The following is a 17,428-nucleotide window of genomic DNA, read 5'->3' as shown; positions in this document are numbered from 1 at the left end:
CTGTATTTGGCTGCTGTGATAGACCTGTATTCGCGACGGGTTGTTGGTTGGTCTTTAGGTAAACGGAAAACAGTGGCGTTAACAAAGTCCTCACTGATGATGGCCATTCGGAATAGGAAGCCGCCACTGGGTTTGATCTTCCATACGGATCGGGGCGTTGAGTATCGTGCTCACGAGTTCCAGGCGGTGCTGAATCGGCACGGCATGCATGCGAGTACAAACCGGCCGGGCTGCTGCACAGATAATGCGGAAATGGAGTCATTCTTCCATACGCTAAAGGGTGAGCTCATCAAAGGGAGAAGCTTCTTTGGTGAGATGCATTTGAGGGATAAGTTGGTTGGTTACATCCAGCATTTTTATAATCGAATTCGATTGCACTCCAGTTTAAATTACCAGAGTCCGGTCGAATATGAAGCTATGACGGCGTAAGCGAAAGTGGTGTCCACTTTTTCGGGGGAAGATCATGCTTCGCGCCTCTTCTTGAAGCGTTATGCTAAAGACTAACGGAAAACTAGCCTAAGCTCGCTCTTATATCGGCGATGGTGATGAAGAGTTTGTTTTCGACATCTTGAAACGCTTGAAACCCATAGCGCTCATAGAAGCGTTTTGCGCCGTCTTTGGCATCAACGATAACAACAGGAAACGCGACGCTATCACTGGCTGCTAGTAGCTTTCGCAGCGCATCAATAAGCAGCCACTCGCCAAAGCCCTTCCCTTTGTATCTCTCATCGACAGCCAAGCGAGCAATGAGACCACCTGACGTTGACGATTGGTGTTTCTTTTGTAATTTGTCCGGCAATGCTGTCAAGTCAATTGGTGTCATCGTCAGTGTGTAGAATCCGATAATATAAGCACTGTTATTATCATCTTCTAAAACAAAAGTTCTGGTGTTGTCTTTCTTGGCTTGCTGACTCGCCATTACTTTTAAGTAATTGTTGAGGGCTTCGATACCACAATTGAAACGGTTCCTATCGTGCTTATCTTTATCGATAAGTACCGTATTTATCATTGGGTTTTACTCTCATAACGCTCTGACGCCAATTTGAGTTTCGCATTGGCTACCGCTGGATTATCAAGAGCTTCCATCAGCAATACGGCATCAGCTTGATTGAGCTTTAGAGCTTGCTCACGTTCAATGATTTGTTGTGCTTTTTCGATAGCTGCATTCAAAACAAATGAGTTGATACTAGACATTCCGGCGAGAGCCGCAGCCTTAGTGAGTAAGTCTTGAGTATCGACATCAACTCTAGCGGTGATGCGGGGCAAAGGCGTTGCCATAGTCATATCTCCTGTTGTGTCAAACTGTCACATGGGCATTATGGTGTTAAAGTAATCAAGAAGCAAACCTGTGCCACTTTGGCACATAAAGAGAGACTTGTCGACACACGGCGTTTCCAACCCCACTGAGCCGCAGTGGTTACGGTTGTTGTGTTTGCGTTTAGTGGTAGTGCGTTGCCAGCCCGTTACATGGCCGACTGCGCCACCATCTTTAGACTTTTCTGTAGGGATATTGGCACTTCTCGACGCTCAGAGAACGTTTTAGGTGAATACTCTTTAAATTCGTCACTTATAACTAATGCACCGTACAGACCATGCAGGGATCAAAAGACCTCACAACGTGTTGTACAGCAACAGACTGGGCGGCCTCTTCGCTATCAAGAGGAGTACTTTCCAGCGCTTGCTCTAATGCACCGGGTTGTTGGTTGGCATCGCGGGGGGAGAAGTTCCACGTGGTGGGTGCGATGATCTGGTAGTTTTTGATCACGCCGTTTTCTAATGTTACCCAGTGACCAAGGGATCCGCGGGCGGCTTCTAGCAGGCCTGCGCCCTCGCCCTCTTTGGGGAGTTTGGCGGTGTTGCAAAAAGGTTCGCTCGGGTCGATCGCTTTAGCCCAACGCTGCATCTGCGGGATTACAAGCGCCAGTTCAAGCAGCCTTGCCACAATACGGCTATGCACATTGGCGCCCTGCTTGGCGATAAGGTCCATGACTAATGGATTGCCGTTAATTGCTTGGCGGGCGATGGCTCCCACCTCCACCACTTGGTTGCCCAGCCGAGGAGCTTTGCACCAGCTGTAGGCCTCTTCGTTTTGTAGTGTGGGCACGGTGCGCCCGCGGATGGGATGGCGTGGTGTATCGCTCTCCATCCAACCGTGGCTAACATCTTCGGTGATGCTGCTAACGGCTAAATCTCCGGCTTGATCACCAAAGTAGGTGCCGCGTTTAAAAAACGCCGTGCCATCCAAGGGGTAGTTGCCGTAAGACATAAACTGATCAGTGGCGCGGCCTAATGTGTCTAGTTCAAGGCTTTGGCTGATATGCAGAAAACGGCGCAGATCCGAGCTTTGCCAATCAGCCTCTTCTGACCACTGCTGTAGCTGCTCTGTGCTGCTGATCTCGGCGATGCGCTCTAGATCATCGCCAAAGAGGGTTTGCTCTAGAAAACTGCGGAATTCGCCCAATAGCGTTAGTAGGCGAATACGCTCTTGTGGCTCGATCGGTTTTGCGGTGCCGCCGGGCTGAATACTTAACGAGTGCGGCCACTTCCCTGCCAGTATGCCCATCAGATTGAGAAACTTTGCGCGTGCCGGCAGCACCTCTTGGTGTGCAGTGCCTTTGACCGCTTTAAAACGTGCCTCTGCGTTTGTAAACCAAGGCTGGCCTCGGTAGCTCGCGCGCGCGAAGTCGGGCATAAAAAAGAGGTAAAAGTGGGTGAGCAGATCCGCCATGTTTTCGTTCGCAAGTACCAAGTTGGTACATAGCTGGCCGTTTTCTGGAATCTCTAGCTGGCTGATATCGGCTAATGCGCGTGCAGCTCCCACCGATTGGCTAACCGAGCAGATACCGCAAATACGCGGGGTATACACCATGGCATCGTAAGGCGCTTTGCTAACCAGCATGGTCTCAAAGCCGCGATAAAGCGGCGAGTTCACACGCGCTTCGCTCACGCGGTTGTCGGCGGTTTCTAGCGTAATCTCTAGGTCGCCCTCCACGCGGTTAAAGGGCCCCACTAGTACTTTGCTCATCTCTGGGCCTCTTAGGGTTTGCGTTTATGGGTGGTGGGTGGGTAGATCAACTGCTCAGATGTTGCGTTCTGCTTGAGCCGCTCAGGCGTTGCGGCTTTGGATAGCGATGCCAGCGCCACAAACCACGCTTTCGGCATATCTGTTGGCAGTCCAACAGGGATACCTGCCACCTTGGGCGTTTCGGTGAATGGGTGGCCCGGCTCTTCAAACTCTGGCGCGGTGCAGTTGATACACGCATAACCACCGCTGGTACAAGAACCCCCGCCATTCCAAGGGCGGGTGTTGCAATCGGCATGAGCTTGCGTGCCAAGGCAGCCCATATGCTCCATCATGCAGCCCCGCTCCCCTGCGCTTGTGGCGCTGGCTTTATACTCGTAAAACTCGTTACGGCTGCAGCCGTGGTGCACCAGGTGGTCGGCATACATACGTGGGCGGCCAAAGGTATCTAGCTGGGTATCGTCATGTTCATCAAGGGCGATGCTGACCAGCATATCGGTCACCCACCCCGGATGAACCGGACAACCTGCAATATTCACCACTTTATGGCCACTAACAGAGCGATAGTTATCGCCCAACAAACCACCGGCGATTTCACCATCGTACTGTAGGCCGGTTGCATCGGGGGTGTTAGCGCCTGCTGCGGTCATGCCACCGTATGCTGCACAGCTACCAACCGCGATGGTATGGGCCGCTTTTGCGGCGAGCTTTTCCACCCAATGGATCATCGGGATGCCGGTACCGCCTAAAATGTGGAACTTGCCGGTGCCGTGGGGGCCTTGCAGCATCGCGCCTTCAATGCAAAGTAGATCGAGTGTGGTTTCATCGGCCAAAATACTCTCAAGGATGCTGACAACTTCGGTGCCGGTCTCTTCACTGAGCGATGGATGCCAGAGCAAGTTGATACCCGCGCTTTTTAAGAGCGCTAATAGATTAGGTGATTCGGCATTCAGCAACGACATCGAACAGCCCCCGCAACCGCCGGATTGCAGCCAAAGTAGGTTAAGCATGTTCGCCCTCCTCGTTGACTGCCGGAAGCGTCATATGGGCAACAGCACCGCCTTGGGGGTGGTTAGCAAGGCCAAGCTCGCCGCCATGCTGCGAAACGATGCCATAGCTGATCGATAACCCAAGCCCTGTGCCCTTACCAACGGGCTTGGTGGTAAAGAAGGGCTCAAACAAACGCGGCAACGAGCTATCGGAGATACCGGGGCCATTATCACGCAAGGTTAGATGCACGGTGGCGTCTTTCACCACCATCTCGACAGTCAAGACGGGCTGTGTGCTGTTCTGCATCGCATCAACGGCGTTATCTACCAAGTTGACCAATACTTGGTGAATCTGGCCCGCATGGCCAAGCACCCACTGCCGCTCAGGCAGCGTTTGCAGTACCTGTGTATCAGTTTTGGATTCTTTGATAATCCAGTGCAGAGCGCTTTTTACCACGTGTACCAGATCAAACGGCGCTTTCTCGGTCTCTTGGGTGGAGGAGAACTGGCGTAAGTCATCAACGATCTCTTTAACCCGATCAGCCCCCTCTTTGGTGCCATCCACCAAAGAGCCAAGATCACGAATGATCTTATCAAGGCGCATCTGTTCGCGCATTTGGCGCAGCTCTTCGCGGCTATGGCCACCATTAACGGCATCAAAATAGGTAGTTAAGCGCTCGGTGTAGCGCTCTAGCGCGTGCATGTTGCCATACACAAAGCTGATGGGATTGTTTAGCTCGTGGGCAACACCGGCCACCAAACGGCCAAGCGAGGCCATCTTCTCGGACTGCACCAGCCGCTCTTGCGCAAGCTTGAGCTCGGCGTGAGCTTCGTTTAACTCTTTGTAAGCGCGTTGAAGCTCGCCTAGCGGGCGGCCCACAAGCACCATACCTAGCAAGCGGCCACGGTGGTCAAAACGCGGGGAGCAGTTGATCGATAGCGGCATGTGGCCATTGGGGCTGATAAGTTCCACCTCGCAATCGCGCACTGGCTCTTGCGCTAGCGTCGCGCTAAGTTGTTGGAACTTCTCGATACAGGGTTCGCCTAGAAACTCAGAGAAAGGCCGCCCAACAAGCGCCGCTTCGCTGAGGCCGGTGAGCCTTTCCAGCGCGCGGTTAGTGCTTTCGATAACGCCGCGTTGATCACAAGCGATCAGCACATCGTTCATCGCATCTTTAATGCTGTTCGAGAAGCTCTGTGCCTGCTCTAGCTGGGTGTTTTTCTCCTCAACTTCCACCTGTGTACGCACCAGATCCGCATAGGCTTCATCCATCTTGCGGATAACCGTTACCCACGCATCATCCGTGTTCAGCGTTTCTGGGTCGTTAAAAGATACGATGTCAGGTGTGATATCAGACATAACAGTTCTCGGTTAGATCTTGCTGCTTATCAGGTTTCCACTTTGGAACACAGCTAACCATTTTGGTGCATTTATTAGCACGATTCAATGTGTAACCGCGCAGAGCTTTCGTACGTATTTGCCTTGCAGGCGCCATATAGCGTGGTTTTCAAAATTTTCTGAAGAGTTGGCACTGCGTTTGCTAAATCTCGTTTAGATCTGCAGCGCTTTCCGTTGTGAGCATTTCCTCTACTTTGGGATTACGGTCCAGATCTTGTCTCAGGTGGTGTGCTACTCCACAGTGCACTGCCCTCACCCACAGATACGCGACGGCGTATTCGAGCTTTTATCCGGGCCTTTTAGGCCCGGCTTTTTTAACAGATGCGCGGCAGTTGCTCACCAACCAGCATATCCAGTATCCGCTCGCCACCAAAACCTGTTTGCACCACAACACGCCCGGCAACGCCCTCGTAAGCTTCACCAATGATAGCCGCTTCCTTACCTGCAGGATGAGCTTGCATGGCTGCTAGCACAGCATCAGCATCTGCGGCTGGCACAACTGCCACTAGCTTGCCCTCGTTCGCGAAATAGAGTGCATCTAGGCCAAGAATTTCACACACACCACGCACTTCAGTGCGCACCGGTACAGCATTCTCGTAAAGACGAATCGCGACGCCAGAGGTCTCGGCAAACTCATTAACCACCGTCGCAACACCGCCACGGGATGCATCGCGCACGGCATGTAGATCCGGGCAGGCTTTCAGCATCACTTGCATTAGCTCATGCAGGGGTTGGCAATCGGTGTGTAGCTCAACATCAAGGGCAAGGTCGCCACGGGCGTTTAAGATCGCTGCGCCGTGATCGCCAACCCAACCGTTTACGATCACCTTATCGCCGGGCTTCACGCGGCTGGCTGAGATCTCAATACCCTCGGGGATCACGCCAATACCGGTGGTGCTGATAAAGATTTTGTCGCCTTTTCCCTTTGGCACCACCTTGGTATCGCCTGTCACGATAGCAACACCTGCGGCATCGGCTGCCGCTCGCATCGAGTCCACAATACGGCGCAGCTGAGCAACCTCTAACCCCTCTTCAAGGATCATGCTGCACGACAGGTATTTTGGAATAGCGCCAGAAACAGCAAGATCATTCACCGTTCCATTAACCGCCAAAGCGCCGATATTACCACCTAAAAATTCAATGGGATCAACGACATAACCATCTGTTGTAAAGGCAATTCTATTTCCGTCTCTTTGTAGTTCGGCCAAATCGATACGGGCCTGATCTTCCAAAGCGTTGAGGTGGCTGTTATCAAAGCTGCCAACAAACACATCTTCGATAAGATCGCGCATCGCCTTGCCGCCTGCGCCGTGGGCCATGGTGATATGCGTGGCTTTCAGGGTTCGTTTTGGAGTGGTCATAGGTTTACCTTATTATCGGTCGAGCTGTTGGTGGTTGATTTTGCCGTAGCTGTAATAGGCTGAGCAGGCGCCCTCGGTGGAGACCATTAGCGCCCCCAGCGGTGTTTCGGGCGTGCATTGCTTGCCAAATACTTTGCATTGCCAAGGCTTGATCACACCCTTAAGTACTTCGCCGCACTGGCAGGATTTCGGATCAGCGATATTGACGTTGGGCAGCGCAAACTCGCGCTCGGCATCGAAGCGCGCATATGCTGCTTTAATCTGCACACCCGAATGGTCAATTGAGCCTAAACCGCGCCACTCAAAAAATTCTCGCAGCTCAAATATCTCCCCCACCGCCTTCAATGCCGCGTGGTTTCCGCCATCTGGCACAATGCGCTTGTATTGATTTTCGATCTCGGCTTTGCCATCACGTAGCTGCTCAAGCAACATCACCAACGACTGCAACACATCCAACGGTTCAAACCCCGCAATAATGAGCGGGCGCTGGTAGCTAGCAGCGATAAAGCGATACGGCGCTTCGCCAATCACCATGCTCACATGGCCAGGCCCCAAGAAACCATCGATATACATATCAGGGGAGTCGAGAATCGCTTTGATCGTGGGGATGATCGTGACGTGATTACAAAAGAGATAGAAGTTCTCAATCCCCTCTTTCTCTGCCTGCTTTATCGTTAACGCGGTGCTCGGCATCGTGGTTTCAAACCCCAAGCCGAAAAACACCACGCGCTTATCAGGATGTTGGCGGGCGATATTTAACGCATCCATCGGCGAATAGACCATGCGTACATCACAACCCGCCGCTTTTGCGTCTTGTAGGCTCTTTTTGGAGCCGGGCACCCGCATCGCATCACCGAATGTGGTGAAGATTACATCGGGTTGCTCAGCAATGGCGACACAGTCGTCCACGCGCCCCATCGGCAACACACACACCGGACAACCGGGGCCATGCACCAGCTCGATCTCTTTGGGCAGCAGCTCCTCAAGGCCGTAACGGAAAATAGAGTGGGTATGGCCACCGCACACCTCCATAATCTGCAACGGCTGTTGCTGCGCTTTAGGGATCTCTTTGACGAGAGCATGGATACGATCGAGGGCGTTTTTCGCCATCTCTGGATCACGAAATTCATCAACAAACTTCATCGGATTGCCCCGTTATTGTGAGGTGTTAGCAGAGGCCATACTGCCGCGGCTTTCGGCGAGTAAGGTGTGTACCAGATCCCACAGCACGTGATACGCCACGAGATGGCACTCTTGAATACGGTGCACGCTGTCGGTCTCGACAATAAGGCACTGATCAGTGAGCGTCTGTGCTTTTAGCTCTCCACCGTCCATACCACTGAAGGCAGCAACGCTCATACCGAGTGCTTTCGCTTTACGGCAGGCGGCGCTGATATTGGCGGAGTTACCGCTGGTAGAGAACACCACCAGAGTATCTTTGCTACTGCCAAGTGCCAGCAATTGGCGCACCAGCACATGCTCAAAGCCCACATCATTAGCCACCGCGCTCATCAGGCCGTTATCTTGGCTCAAATTGATGGCCGGTAAGGCAGGTCGGCCAGCGGTCACAGGGTGCATAAACTCCAACGCTAAATGGCCAGCATCACAGGCCGACCCGCCGTTGCCAGCGGTTAGCAGGCGGCCACCTTGCTGATAGCTAGTGGCGATGAGCTTTGCAATAGCGATTAGTTTGTCGCTATTGTCTGCGAAAAAGCGGGTTTTGACGGCTTGGCTTTGGCTCACCTTTTGCGCCACGGCTTCTTGCAATGCAGCGGTTTTGTCCACTGGTTTAGCCGGTGCATCGGACGCCATAAAGGGATAGAGCGCATTTAAGAGCGCATTGTTATCTGTTTGGCTCATGGCGAAACCTGCCCAGTGTCGGTGTTGGTCATCGCCGCTAACTCCTCTTGTAGCTCGCCAAGTTCTGCCAGTATCTCAAGGGTGCGCTGGGCCTCCTCTTCATCGATCAAGCTCATAGCAAAACCCACATGAACCAGTGTCCAGCGGCCAACCAGCACGTTCCAATCGCCATCTTCTGGTGCTACGCAAGCTAAGTTAACCTCGCGCTTGACGCCCGATACATTGACGAGACCTGCTTGCTCCTGCGCATCAACAATTGCGATGATCTGACCGGGAATTCCAAGACACATAACTCTGCCTCTTACTCTGTGTGTTCGTTTGTTTGGGTGCTCTCAGATGCGGGATCAGCCCGCTCCATACCGTAGCGCTCGAGTTTTGAACGCAGCCCTACACGGGATAGGCCCAGCTCTTTGGCGGCGCGGCTTTTATTCCAGTGGTGGCGCGCCAATGTTGCCTTGAGAATGCGCTGCTCCAACGCTTCGACACGCTCTTTTAGGGAGCCATCCAAACCATCGAGCAGATCGATCTCTTGCGTTTCGGTACGGGTCTCGGTTTGCTGAATAGCGGGGCTTAGGAGATCAGCGGTTAAGTATTCACCTTTAGCGAGCACCAGTACGCGGCGCACCTCGTTTTGAAGCTCCCGTACATTACCGGGCCAGTGGTATTGCTGCATGGCCGCCATCGCTTCGGCACTAAAACCTGTCACGGGTTTATCGAAATCCCGCATGGCGTGTGCCAAGAAGTTCTCAGCCAATAGCGGGACATCCATTGGGCGCTGCGCTAATGTGGGAAGCTCTAGCGTGACCTCAGCTAAGCGGTAATACAGATCTTGGCGGAAACGCCCCGCTTTCACCTCTTCGCGCAGGTCTCGGTTGGTGGATGCCACAATCCGCACATCGACTCTACGGCGCTGATGCTCACCTAAACGGCGCACTTCCCGCTCCTGCAGTACACGCAGCAGCTTTACCTGAAATGCGGGTGTGATCTCGCCAATCTCATCAAGAAAGATAGTGCCGCCATCGGCTTGCTCAAAAAGCCCGATATGGTCGCTAATCGCGCCGGTAAATGAGCCCTTCTTGTGGCCAAATAACTCAGAAGCGAGCAACTCATCGGGCATGGCTCCGCAGTTTTCCACCACAAACGGCTTATCTTTACGCAAGCTGTTGTAGTGCAATGCTCTGGCAAATAGCTCTTTACCGGCACCCGATGGGCCAGTGACGAGCACCGAAATATCATACGGCGCGATCTGAGCGGCTTGCTCACAGATGTCATTTAACGGGCTGCTCTCTGCCCGTTTGATCTGATCCAGCTGAAAGCTTTGCTGCAAGCGGGCTCGTTTTTGCTTAACGCGTGTGCTGGCTTGCACTTCGCTAAGCTTCATCTCTAAGTTGAGCTGGTCGTTCTCACTTTGAAGCTGATACATCTGGCAGGCGTTGCGCAGAATCATCAGCAGGTTATCGGGGTGCCATGGCTTGGTGATGTACTGCAAGATACCGGCATCGTTGAGGCCACGGATAATATCGTCCGAATCGGTGTAGCCCGATAGGATCAAGCGTGCCGGTTCTGGCCAACGCTCCCTCACCTCGGTGAGCAGCTCTACCCCCGTTTTGCCCGGCATACGCTGATCACACAAAATCGCTTGCACAACATTGGATTCCAGCAGCGTAAGCGCCTCTTCGGCACTGCTCGCGCAGAGGACGTCGAACTCCTCATCGAGCGTGCGTTCCAGTGTTTGTAACGAGCGGACTTCGTCGTCAACGCAGAGAATTACCGGGCGAGCTGTCATTAAAGTAGGTCCCTAAAATGTGAGGTTTGTGCCTCTAGCTGCGCGATATGGGATTCGAGCATCTGGCGGCGCTTGTCAGCTAACCACTGAGTCCATTCATCCATGCCTTCACCAGAGCGGGCCGATAGCTGGATCACTTGAATCTCAGGGTTCACCTGCCGAGCGTACGCGATACACTGCTCCACATCAAAATCCAGATGCGGCAGCAAATCAGTCTTATTGAGGATCATCAGATCCGCGGCATGGAACATATCGGGGTACTTCAGCGGTTTGTCTTCGCCCTCTGTAACCGAAAGAATCGCCACTTTGTGGGCTTCACCCAAGTCAAAGGCCGCAGGACACACGAGGTTGCCCACGTTCTCGATAAACAGATAGCCACCGGCCAGCGTTTCGCTTGCTAGGTTATCCAGCGCATGGCCCACCATGTGTGCGTCTAAGTGGCAACCTTTGCCAGTATTCACCTGCACAGCGCTCACACCCGTTGCGCGAATGCGGTCTGCATCGTTGGCGGTTTGTTGGTCGCCTTCGATCACAGCGATGGGGCGTGAGCCTTTAAGCCGCTGAATGGTTTCTGTTAGGAGTGTTGTTTTACCGGAGCCGGGGCTTGAAACTAGATTCAACGCAAACAAGCTTTCCGCTTTAAAGCGGCTGCGGTTGATCATCGCGTATTGATCGTTTTTGCCGAGAATATCCTGCTCGATCTGCACCATTCGGCTCTGGCTCAAACCCGTCACATGGGCGTGTGCAGGCCCTTGGCCAAAATGGATATCTTGGCCATCATGGTGCACATGATCGTGGTGTTCGTGGTCATGATGATGGTCGTGATCGTGGTGGTGCCCCTCGATCTTGACGTTGCCGTCACTACAGCCGCATACCGTACACATGGTTAATCAACCTCCAGCTCTTTAATTCTCATCTCATCCCCCTGCGTGACTTGCAGCTGATAGCTGCCGCAGTTAACACACGCATCATAGCGCTGCTTTATCGGGACGGTTTGGGTACATTGCATACAAAACGCGAGCCCCTGCGTTGGCAAGATCACCAGTTCGGCGCCCTCTGCTAACGTGTTTTTGGTGACTGCATCAAAGCAAAATACCAGTGATTCTGTCTCAATGGCCGCTAACGGCCCGATCTCTAGCCACACGCGTTTTACGCGCTGATAGTTCTGCTGTGCCGCCTCATTTTCAAGAACCTGCACGATTCCCTCGGCGATCGACATCTCATGCATAATTGATCTCTATCTCGCTATGTACACATGGATCAACGCAAGCAACCACAAGCTCCACTAACGCTTGTACTTTGTCTGCTGCCACCACTACACCGCTTAGTAATTGGCTCACAACGCCATGGGGATGGAAGTTCCACTCGGTGGGCGATACCACACGATACTGCACCACTTGGCCCTCATCCTGCACCAAATGGTGCAGTAACAAACCGCGGGACGCATGCGCGAGCCCTATCGCAGCCCCTTCAACAAATTGATGCCCTATTTGGTTGTTGTGAGTTGGCCAGTCAATGGCTGCGTGTAACAGCGCCATAACCCGCAATACTAACGGGTGAACACCCTGCGCTTGAAGCGCAGCAACGCTACTGCTATTGCACATTTGCGGCCAGACGCCTGCTTCGCGGCATTGATGGGCGATTTCAGGGGCTAGCGTAAAATTATCGTTAATTAACAGCGAGTTGAGTAGCTCATCATCCAGTTGCAATAACGGATGCGGCGCATCACCTAACGTGACCTCAGCAAACTGTTTAACTGTTGTTGCGATAAATTTGCCGACAACACCGGAGCTTTCCCATGGGCACTGACAAGATTTTATCTCTAAAGATAACGGTATAACTAAGTCAGTATAGTCGTTAAAGATCTGCTCTTTTTGCTCACTTGTCAGTGCTTTGCCGTGCTCAATCGCGTGCCATACATGCTGCCTTGCTGTTTGCTGCCAACGCATCACCTCAGCGGGAGAGATTCCAACACCAGTAAGGGAGATAACTCTCAGTAGGCGCTCTCGGGCTGCCTCAATATCCACCAGCAACGTACGCAGCGCTTCTGTTTGGTGATCTGCAGAGGCCACCTGCGCAAGTTCAAAGGCACGAATGCTCGCCACACGATGAGCATCACTGCATAAGGAAAACAGCGCGGGCAGCACCGCGGCCACTTCGCCAGCGCTGCGTCCAATCAGCATCTTACCGATCTGCTGCGGGCGGCTAGAACGAATACCGATCGCGCTGATCTTACCTGCCTGATGGGTAACATCGATATGTATCGCGCCCGCAAGGTTTACAAGGCTCATCGCGTAACCTGCTGCTTTGCTAGGCCAGCGGTGATAAACCCGCGCCGATCCAGCTTGCTCGGCTCGGCAGGTTTTACTTGCGCATCACGAGCTTGTCGCCACTCGGTGGTTTCGGTGTGTTGAGTATCAAACACCGCATCCAGCGCCGCATTGGCCACCGCCATCACATCCTGTTGGGACTCAAACTCTAATACCGGCGAGAACAGCGCACAGGTTGCAAACCCGCCCACCGACGCATCCCAACATTGGGTGAACTCGTAGCGGCCCGAAGGTAGCTGATAGGTTCGCTTAGCACCCTGCTGGCGACAACGCGTATCATCGCCGCTAAAGATAACCAGGTTCATAAACCATGGCGTTACCACCACGGCCAGCTCGTCATCGCCGTAGCTGCGCGCCTGCGTGGCTTCAACCTGTAAAGCAGCATTGTAGATGGGCAGATCCCGCATCCCCAGATCCGCCTGCTGATAAAATGCCGTTAACGCCACCAAGCTCTGCATATTAGCTATCTACAACCATGAATTGGTCTTTCTCGCCATCGCACTCAGGGCAACGCCAGAACTCGGGCAGCTGGCTGAAGGGCGTCCCTGCTGGAATCTGCCAAACCCCATCGCCCTGTTCAGGATGGTATTGGTACCAGCAGATCTTGCACTCTAAAACAGCATCATCGCCAATCCGGCTAGCATCGCCTAAAAAACTACCCTCAAACTGCGTGTGTTCTTGCATGGTGGCGCTCCTTAGGTCAGCACTGTGCGGATTTCATGTAGGCGCTCGGTGGAGTCTTCGACATCCTCTTGGGCGGCACATGCAACCTGCGGAATATCGGTAATCTCCAGCGTGTCCAGAATGAGCTGGTCGGTACTATTAAAGTACTGTACACGCCATAAGCCATTGATTTTAGTGGAGCTGATACGGCAATTACCATAACCACGGGATAAGATCGTCACCGCGCCAACACCAATGGCATCGTTAAGATACTGATGATCCTCTGGCGAGAAGGGTAACAACGAGAGGTTGATCACATGGGCGCTCTCTAGCTCACCGACCTCAAATAAGCGGGACTTTTCGGCGATCTCTACCATCACCGACGGCGCATTCAAGACACTCGCGGGGCGCTCATCAATGTTCACCGTTAAGATACGTTTGTTAAAAAATGCCAGCTTGCGCACGATATCGGGCACATCGGCCACTTCTAGTGTCTCGCGTAAGGTGTCTTCTTGGGCATTCTGGTAGCGCAAACGCCACACACCCGCCATCACCGTTTCTTGGATCATCACCTGCGTCGTGCCGCTAACGACGGCGGCCACTTCACCTTCGCCCAGTATTTGGTTGAGCATATCCAAGTCTTTGTCGGGCAGCTCGCTAAGTACCATTTCGTAAGGTTTGTTACCCACTTTGTACTGGCTAAGCATCTCTTGTAAGCGCGCTAATATTGCAACGGTTTGCGGGCACTCGGCCACCGCTTCAGCTTCGGGCAGCACCGGCATATCGTAGGTGTGCATCTCAGAAGGCATCTGCATGTAGTCCAGCACCATGTCGCCCTCTTCTTGACTACCAGGGCCGAAGGGTACGTTGACGTTAAGCAGAGGGATATCTGGGTTTTGCATCGTAAACTCCTTGGTTAACTGCAGCCGCTGGTAGGCGCTTGACTCATCACGGGGATACCTAAACCGGGGTCACGGCTCGGTTCAAGTGCGAGAATTCGGTTGATCTCGGCATGGTAGACCGCCCAGTCCTGTACTTTGGTGATGGCACCTAGGTAGCGCCCGTCTTTGAGCAGCACTAATGCAGGCCAAACATGGAAGTTGTAACGCCCCTGCAGGGCTTTTTCGGCGCTCGCATCAATCACCGCAGGTGTTAACTGGGGAAAGGCCTTGATAAGTTCCGGTAGAATGACTGCAACATCGTTGCTCTCTGGAAAGCGTTGCGGCGACTCTGTGAAAAAGAGCACACTGTATTCGTTGCTCGTAACAAATGCCTTAAAGTTGTCGGCTGTGAGTTTGGCATAGCCTAGCTCATCGGTTAGCCGCTCGATGAGCGGAAAACGTTTCGGTTCGGTGTGTTGGGTCATGGCGTCTACCTGTTGTGTCCGCTCGAAATTATTCTATTTTTTGCGCAGATGCTCGGGGAGCATTGGCTCTCTATTGGTTAGGTCCGCAAAGAGTGCATCTAATCCATCGGTGTTACCTTGGGCAACTTGTTGCATTGCATCGAGCGCTTGCGTCACTTGCTGCGCACGATCAGCGCTAATCACTTCGCGCGCTGCGCCAAGAAACACCAGCACCCAAGTACCCACAGGCTGTGTGCCCACCAGTGATAGATCAACTTGCTGCTCGGTAGCATCTGCTGTGCAATGTGCAGAGAGCTCATCAACCGCTTGAATCTGCATAGGAATGCCAATGCACATACTAGCTGTTACCCTCTTGTGTGGTCATGAAGCGCACATCACCTAAGCGACAAGCGTCTTCCTCAGATGGGCGGCCCTCTTCATAGATCTTTAAAGCCAGTTCCGAGGGCGATAGCGCCTCTGGCGCTTCGTTGGCAGAGAGCGGCGCAACATCAAAGTCAGCAAGGTAATCGAGTGCAATTTGTAGCGCGGGGTCCACTTGCGCCTTGACGATATCGCGCAGGCTGCCACCAAAATCCTCTAGCTCTACCGGCTGACAACCGATCAAGATCAGCTTGCTGGGGTAGCTACCCGTGAATTCGGACATCGCCAACACCTCTTGGAAGCCGGTCTGGTGCAGGCTCATCTGTTTTGCTCCCATAAACTTGGGGACATCATCATCGTGAACCACTTTCAGTGTTCCGGGTTTAAGGCCATAGTCGATCGCATCAAACACCACGAGTACATCCGCTTGCTGCACATGCTGAACTAAGTAGATACCTTGTGTGCCACCATCCATGAGTTTGACGTTCTCGCCAAAACGGTAGCGTTGATTCAGGGTCTCCACACAACGCACACCAAAGCCTTCGTCGGCCCATAGCACGTTACCGATACCCAAAATAAGAACGCGTTTTTCACTCATCGCTTTACCCTTCCGTTACAACCAACCGTTGCTGTAACACCTAGCGTTACAAATAACGTGCCAATCGAAAGGGACGATGCAAAAACGCTGTAACCACAAGGGTTACAGCAAAAAGACAGGTAGAATCGAGAAAAGATATCAGCGCAAAAACGGAAAGACTTCTTTCATTTAATCCGTTTTTACTGAAAACAAAGTTACCACCCCTAAAAGTGCAGCACGCTACGATGCAAAGCGCACCGCTAAAGATTGGCACTGGTGCAGTGAAATCGCCTTCGCCCATTCAACGGACTCATCAAGCTGCTCTCTATGCGCTGCAATAAAGGTGTGCGACCACTGTGTGGGGGCGAGTGATAAATTAAGGCTATCGATTTCTGAGAGAATCGCGACAAACGGCATAAACTCCGGGTCATTCGCGTAAGCACCCACCTCCTCTCGTAGCATCGCTATCCGATAGGCACCCACAAGGTAGTGCAAGGAACCCTCTAACATCTGCTGGGCGGTTTCTGCGATCTGCTCAGTGGCGGGCTGTTTAGACATCAATATCACTTCGCTTAAAAGAAAACGCCGACGGTAACGTTAATTTTTGTGTAAGGCTAGGGGGAATTTTAGCGTACACCATGTGACGCCATATACAACTCCCATAGTTGCTGCTTTTCAAGCCAGAACATTGGCGTGGTGTGAAAACGCTGTGCCAGCAGTAGTGCGGTTTGCGCGCTGATTGCGCGTTGGCCGTTGACAATCTCGTTAACGCGGCGGCGGGAGATGCGCAGGTCACGGGCGAGTTCTGATTGGGAGATCCCCAGCGGCGCTAAGTAGCAGCGCTGCAAGAAAAGCCCCGGATGTTCGGGTTTACGGCCATGATGTTGCCAGCGTAGTTGGTTCAACTCAGCCGTGAGTGTGTTCACAAAGCCTCTCCTTGATACTCATAAAAAGAGCCTGAATATCAGGCTCTTCTCGCTATACCGATCAGTCGGGGCGATCGTCTTTAAACATTCGCCAGCCACCAACCATCGTCGAGATTAACGATTGGCGCGACATAATATCTTCGCGAATCGCCACATAAACGTGGGTCATCACAAAGACAACCAAGAACCACATGCCTAACCGGTGCCATGTATGCACGTCTTGGCTTTGGCCGAAGAGCGGAATCACCCAACCAAACGCGATATCTGCCCAACTCCCCTGTCCTAACCCTTCGCCATAGAGCGCAAAGCCAGTAATGATCATAAAGGTCATACCTAACACAAAGAAGAAGAACATCGCCAACTGCGCCAAAGGGTTATGGCCGATATATTTCTTTGGTGTTTTCTCAAGGAAGAAGTACCAACGTAGCTCGTGGCCAACTTCTTGCCAAAAGCGCTTGCGAAACAGGGGCGGACAAAATAGCTCACGGGCATGGCTATTGCCCACCAGCGCCCAATAGATGCGGCCAATAAACGCGATTGCAACGATATACCCAGCGGTAAAGTGCGCAAAGCGAATGTAGCCCATCAGGTAGTTATCTATAGCTTCGCCCGGCATGGTGGGCAGCGGCACCCCGATAAAGTAGCCGGTAATGCCTAGCGTGATCACCGAAAGTACGGTCACCCAATGCCACAAGCGAACCGGTGCTTCATACACATACACTGCCGTTTGCCGGCGCGTAATCGGCTTATCGTGCTCTGCCGTTGTTTGCTCTGCAGAATCATGCATAA

23 protein-coding genes are annotated in these 17,428 nt (G+C 52.8%); 1 reads left to right on the top strand and 22 read right to left on the bottom strand.

Features of this window, described 5'->3' with window-relative positions:
• Positions 1–429, top strand: a 429-nt coding sequence (locus EOE65_RS04680) for an IS3 family transposase (protein WP_127693119.1), incomplete at its 5' end; no start/stop codon positions are given.
• An 82-nt stretch (positions 430–511) separates the two neighbouring features.
• On the opposite strand, the gene EOE65_RS04675 is transcribed toward EOE65_RS04680, so the two are convergent.
• The 22 genes from EOE65_RS04675 to cybH all read right to left on the bottom strand — a co-directional run bounded on the left by EOE65_RS04675 (position 512) and on the right by cybH (position 17,426).
• Positions 512–1,009, bottom strand: coding sequence for a GNAT family N-acetyltransferase (locus tag EOE65_RS04675; protein ID WP_127693118.1), 498 nt, complete (start codon positions 1,007–1,009; stop codon positions 512–514).
• On the bottom strand, positions 1,006–1,278 hold the full coding sequence (locus EOE65_RS04670; protein ID WP_127693117.1) for a type II toxin-antitoxin system TacA family antitoxin: 273 nt from the start codon (positions 1,276–1,278) through the stop codon (positions 1,006–1,008). Before EOE65_RS04670 ends, EOE65_RS04675 begins: the two co-directional genes overlap by 4 nt.
• 295 nt (positions 1,279–1,573) lie before the next feature.
• Complete coding sequence (locus tag EOE65_RS04665; protein ID WP_127693116.1) at positions 1,574–3,025, bottom strand: nickel-dependent hydrogenase large subunit; 1,452 nt, start codon at positions 3,023–3,025, stop codon at positions 1,574–1,576.
• An 11-nt stretch (positions 3,026–3,036) separates the two neighbouring features.
• On the bottom strand, positions 3,037–4,032 hold the full coding sequence (locus EOE65_RS04660; protein WP_127693115.1) for an NADH-quinone oxidoreductase subunit B family protein: 996 nt from the start codon (positions 4,030–4,032) through the stop codon (positions 3,037–3,039).
• Entirely contained in the window at positions 4,025–5,371 is a 1,347-nt protein-coding gene (locus tag EOE65_RS04655; RefSeq protein ID WP_127693114.1) for a PAS domain-containing sensor histidine kinase, read from the bottom strand. The genes EOE65_RS04660 and EOE65_RS04655 overlap by 8 nt, the downstream gene beginning before the upstream one ends.
• Before the next feature lie 353 nt (positions 5,372–5,724).
• Entirely contained in the window at positions 5,725–6,771 is a 1,047-nt protein-coding gene (gene hypE / locus EOE65_RS04650; RefSeq protein ID WP_127693113.1) for a hydrogenase expression/formation protein HypE, read from the bottom strand.
• Positions 6,772–6,783: 12 nt separating this feature from the next.
• Positions 6,784–7,914 carry a hydrogenase formation protein HypD gene (gene hypD, locus EOE65_RS04645; RefSeq protein ID WP_127693112.1) on the bottom strand — a complete coding sequence of 377 codons (1,131 nt, stop codon included), beginning with the start codon at positions 7,912–7,914 and terminating at the stop codon, positions 6,784–6,786.
• 12 nt (positions 7,915–7,926) lie between these two features.
• On the bottom strand, positions 7,927–8,631 hold the full coding sequence (locus EOE65_RS04640) for a D-sedoheptulose-7-phosphate isomerase (RefSeq protein ID WP_127693111.1): 705 nt from the start codon (positions 8,629–8,631) through the stop codon (positions 7,927–7,929).
• Positions 8,628–8,921 carry a HypC/HybG/HupF family hydrogenase formation chaperone gene (locus EOE65_RS04635; protein WP_127693110.1) on the bottom strand — a complete coding sequence of 98 codons (294 nt, stop codon included), beginning with the start codon at positions 8,919–8,921 and terminating at the stop codon, positions 8,628–8,630. The genes EOE65_RS04640 and EOE65_RS04635 overlap by 4 nt, the downstream gene beginning before the upstream one ends.
• An 11-nt stretch (positions 8,922–8,932) precedes the next feature.
• Entirely contained in the window at positions 8,933–10,417 is a 1,485-nt protein-coding gene (locus EOE65_RS04630) for a sigma-54-dependent transcriptional regulator (RefSeq protein ID WP_127693109.1), read from the bottom strand.
• Positions 10,417–11,301 (bottom strand): hydrogenase nickel incorporation protein HypB, encoded by an 885-nt coding sequence (hypB, locus tag EOE65_RS04625; RefSeq protein WP_127693108.1) that lies wholly within the window; start codon positions 11,299–11,301, stop codon positions 10,417–10,419. Before hypB ends, EOE65_RS04630 begins: the two co-directional genes overlap by 1 nt.
• A 2-nt stretch (positions 11,302–11,303) precedes the next feature.
• Positions 11,304–11,645 (bottom strand): hydrogenase maturation nickel metallochaperone HypA, encoded by a 342-nt coding sequence (hypA, locus tag EOE65_RS04620; RefSeq protein ID WP_206052606.1) that lies wholly within the window; start codon positions 11,643–11,645, stop codon positions 11,304–11,306.
• Positions 11,638–12,708, bottom strand: a complete 1,071-nt coding sequence (locus EOE65_RS04615; protein WP_127693107.1) for a nickel-dependent hydrogenase large subunit — start codon at positions 12,706–12,708, stop codon at positions 11,638–11,640. Before EOE65_RS04615 ends, hypA begins: the two co-directional genes overlap by 8 nt.
• Entirely contained in the window at positions 12,705–13,205 is a 501-nt protein-coding gene (hybE, locus tag EOE65_RS04610; RefSeq protein WP_127693106.1) for a [NiFe]-hydrogenase assembly chaperone HybE, read from the bottom strand. The genes EOE65_RS04615 and hybE overlap by 4 nt, the downstream gene beginning before the upstream one ends.
• A 1-nt stretch (position 13,206) precedes the next feature.
• Positions 13,207–13,431, bottom strand: a complete 225-nt coding sequence (locus EOE65_RS04605; protein WP_127693105.1) for a rubredoxin — start codon at positions 13,429–13,431, stop codon at positions 13,207–13,209.
• Between the two features lie 11 nt (positions 13,432–13,442).
• On the bottom strand, positions 13,443–14,312 hold the full coding sequence (locus EOE65_RS04600) for a hydrogenase expression/formation protein (protein WP_127693104.1): 870 nt from the start codon (positions 14,310–14,312) through the stop codon (positions 13,443–13,445).
• Between the two features lie 14 nt (positions 14,313–14,326).
• Positions 14,327–14,776, bottom strand: coding sequence for a thioredoxin domain-containing protein (locus EOE65_RS04595; protein WP_127693103.1), 450 nt, complete (start codon positions 14,774–14,776; stop codon positions 14,327–14,329).
• A 33-nt stretch (positions 14,777–14,809) separates the two neighbouring features.
• Positions 14,810–15,112, bottom strand: a complete 303-nt coding sequence (locus EOE65_RS04590; protein ID WP_127693102.1) for a HypC/HybG/HupF family hydrogenase formation chaperone — start codon at positions 15,110–15,112, stop codon at positions 14,810–14,812.
• A 1-nt stretch (position 15,113) separates the two neighbouring features.
• Positions 15,114–15,734, bottom strand: a complete 621-nt coding sequence (locus tag EOE65_RS04585) for a HyaD/HybD family hydrogenase maturation endopeptidase (protein ID WP_127693101.1) — start codon at positions 15,732–15,734, stop codon at positions 15,114–15,116.
• Positions 15,735–15,953: 219 nt separating this feature from the next.
• The gene (locus EOE65_RS04580; RefSeq protein ID WP_127693100.1) at positions 15,954–16,271 is read right to left on the bottom strand and encodes a DUF2489 domain-containing protein; all 318 of its coding nucleotides are present in this window, start codon (positions 16,269–16,271) and stop codon (positions 15,954–15,956) included.
• A gap of 68 nt (positions 16,272–16,339) precedes the next feature.
• The gene (locus EOE65_RS04575; protein WP_206052605.1) at positions 16,340–16,639 is read right to left on the bottom strand and encodes a HigA family addiction module antitoxin; all 300 of its coding nucleotides are present in this window, start codon (positions 16,637–16,639) and stop codon (positions 16,340–16,342) included.
• A 61-nt stretch (positions 16,640–16,700) separates the two neighbouring features.
• Positions 16,701–17,426: a Ni/Fe-hydrogenase, b-type cytochrome subunit gene (cybH, locus tag EOE65_RS04570; RefSeq protein WP_127693099.1), complete on the bottom strand. Its 726-nt coding sequence runs from the start codon at positions 17,424–17,426 to the stop codon at positions 16,701–16,703.
• Positions 17,427–17,428 lie beyond the last annotated feature (2 nt).

Origin of the sequence: Neptunomonas marina, from assembly GCF_004005935.1 — a bacterium.
Classification (GTDB): domain Bacteria; phylum Pseudomonadota; class Gammaproteobacteria; order Pseudomonadales; family Balneatricaceae; genus Neptunomonas; species Neptunomonas marina.
Note: the sequence above shows the minus strand (reverse complement) of the source record. Positions and strands in the feature narration are given on the sequence as shown.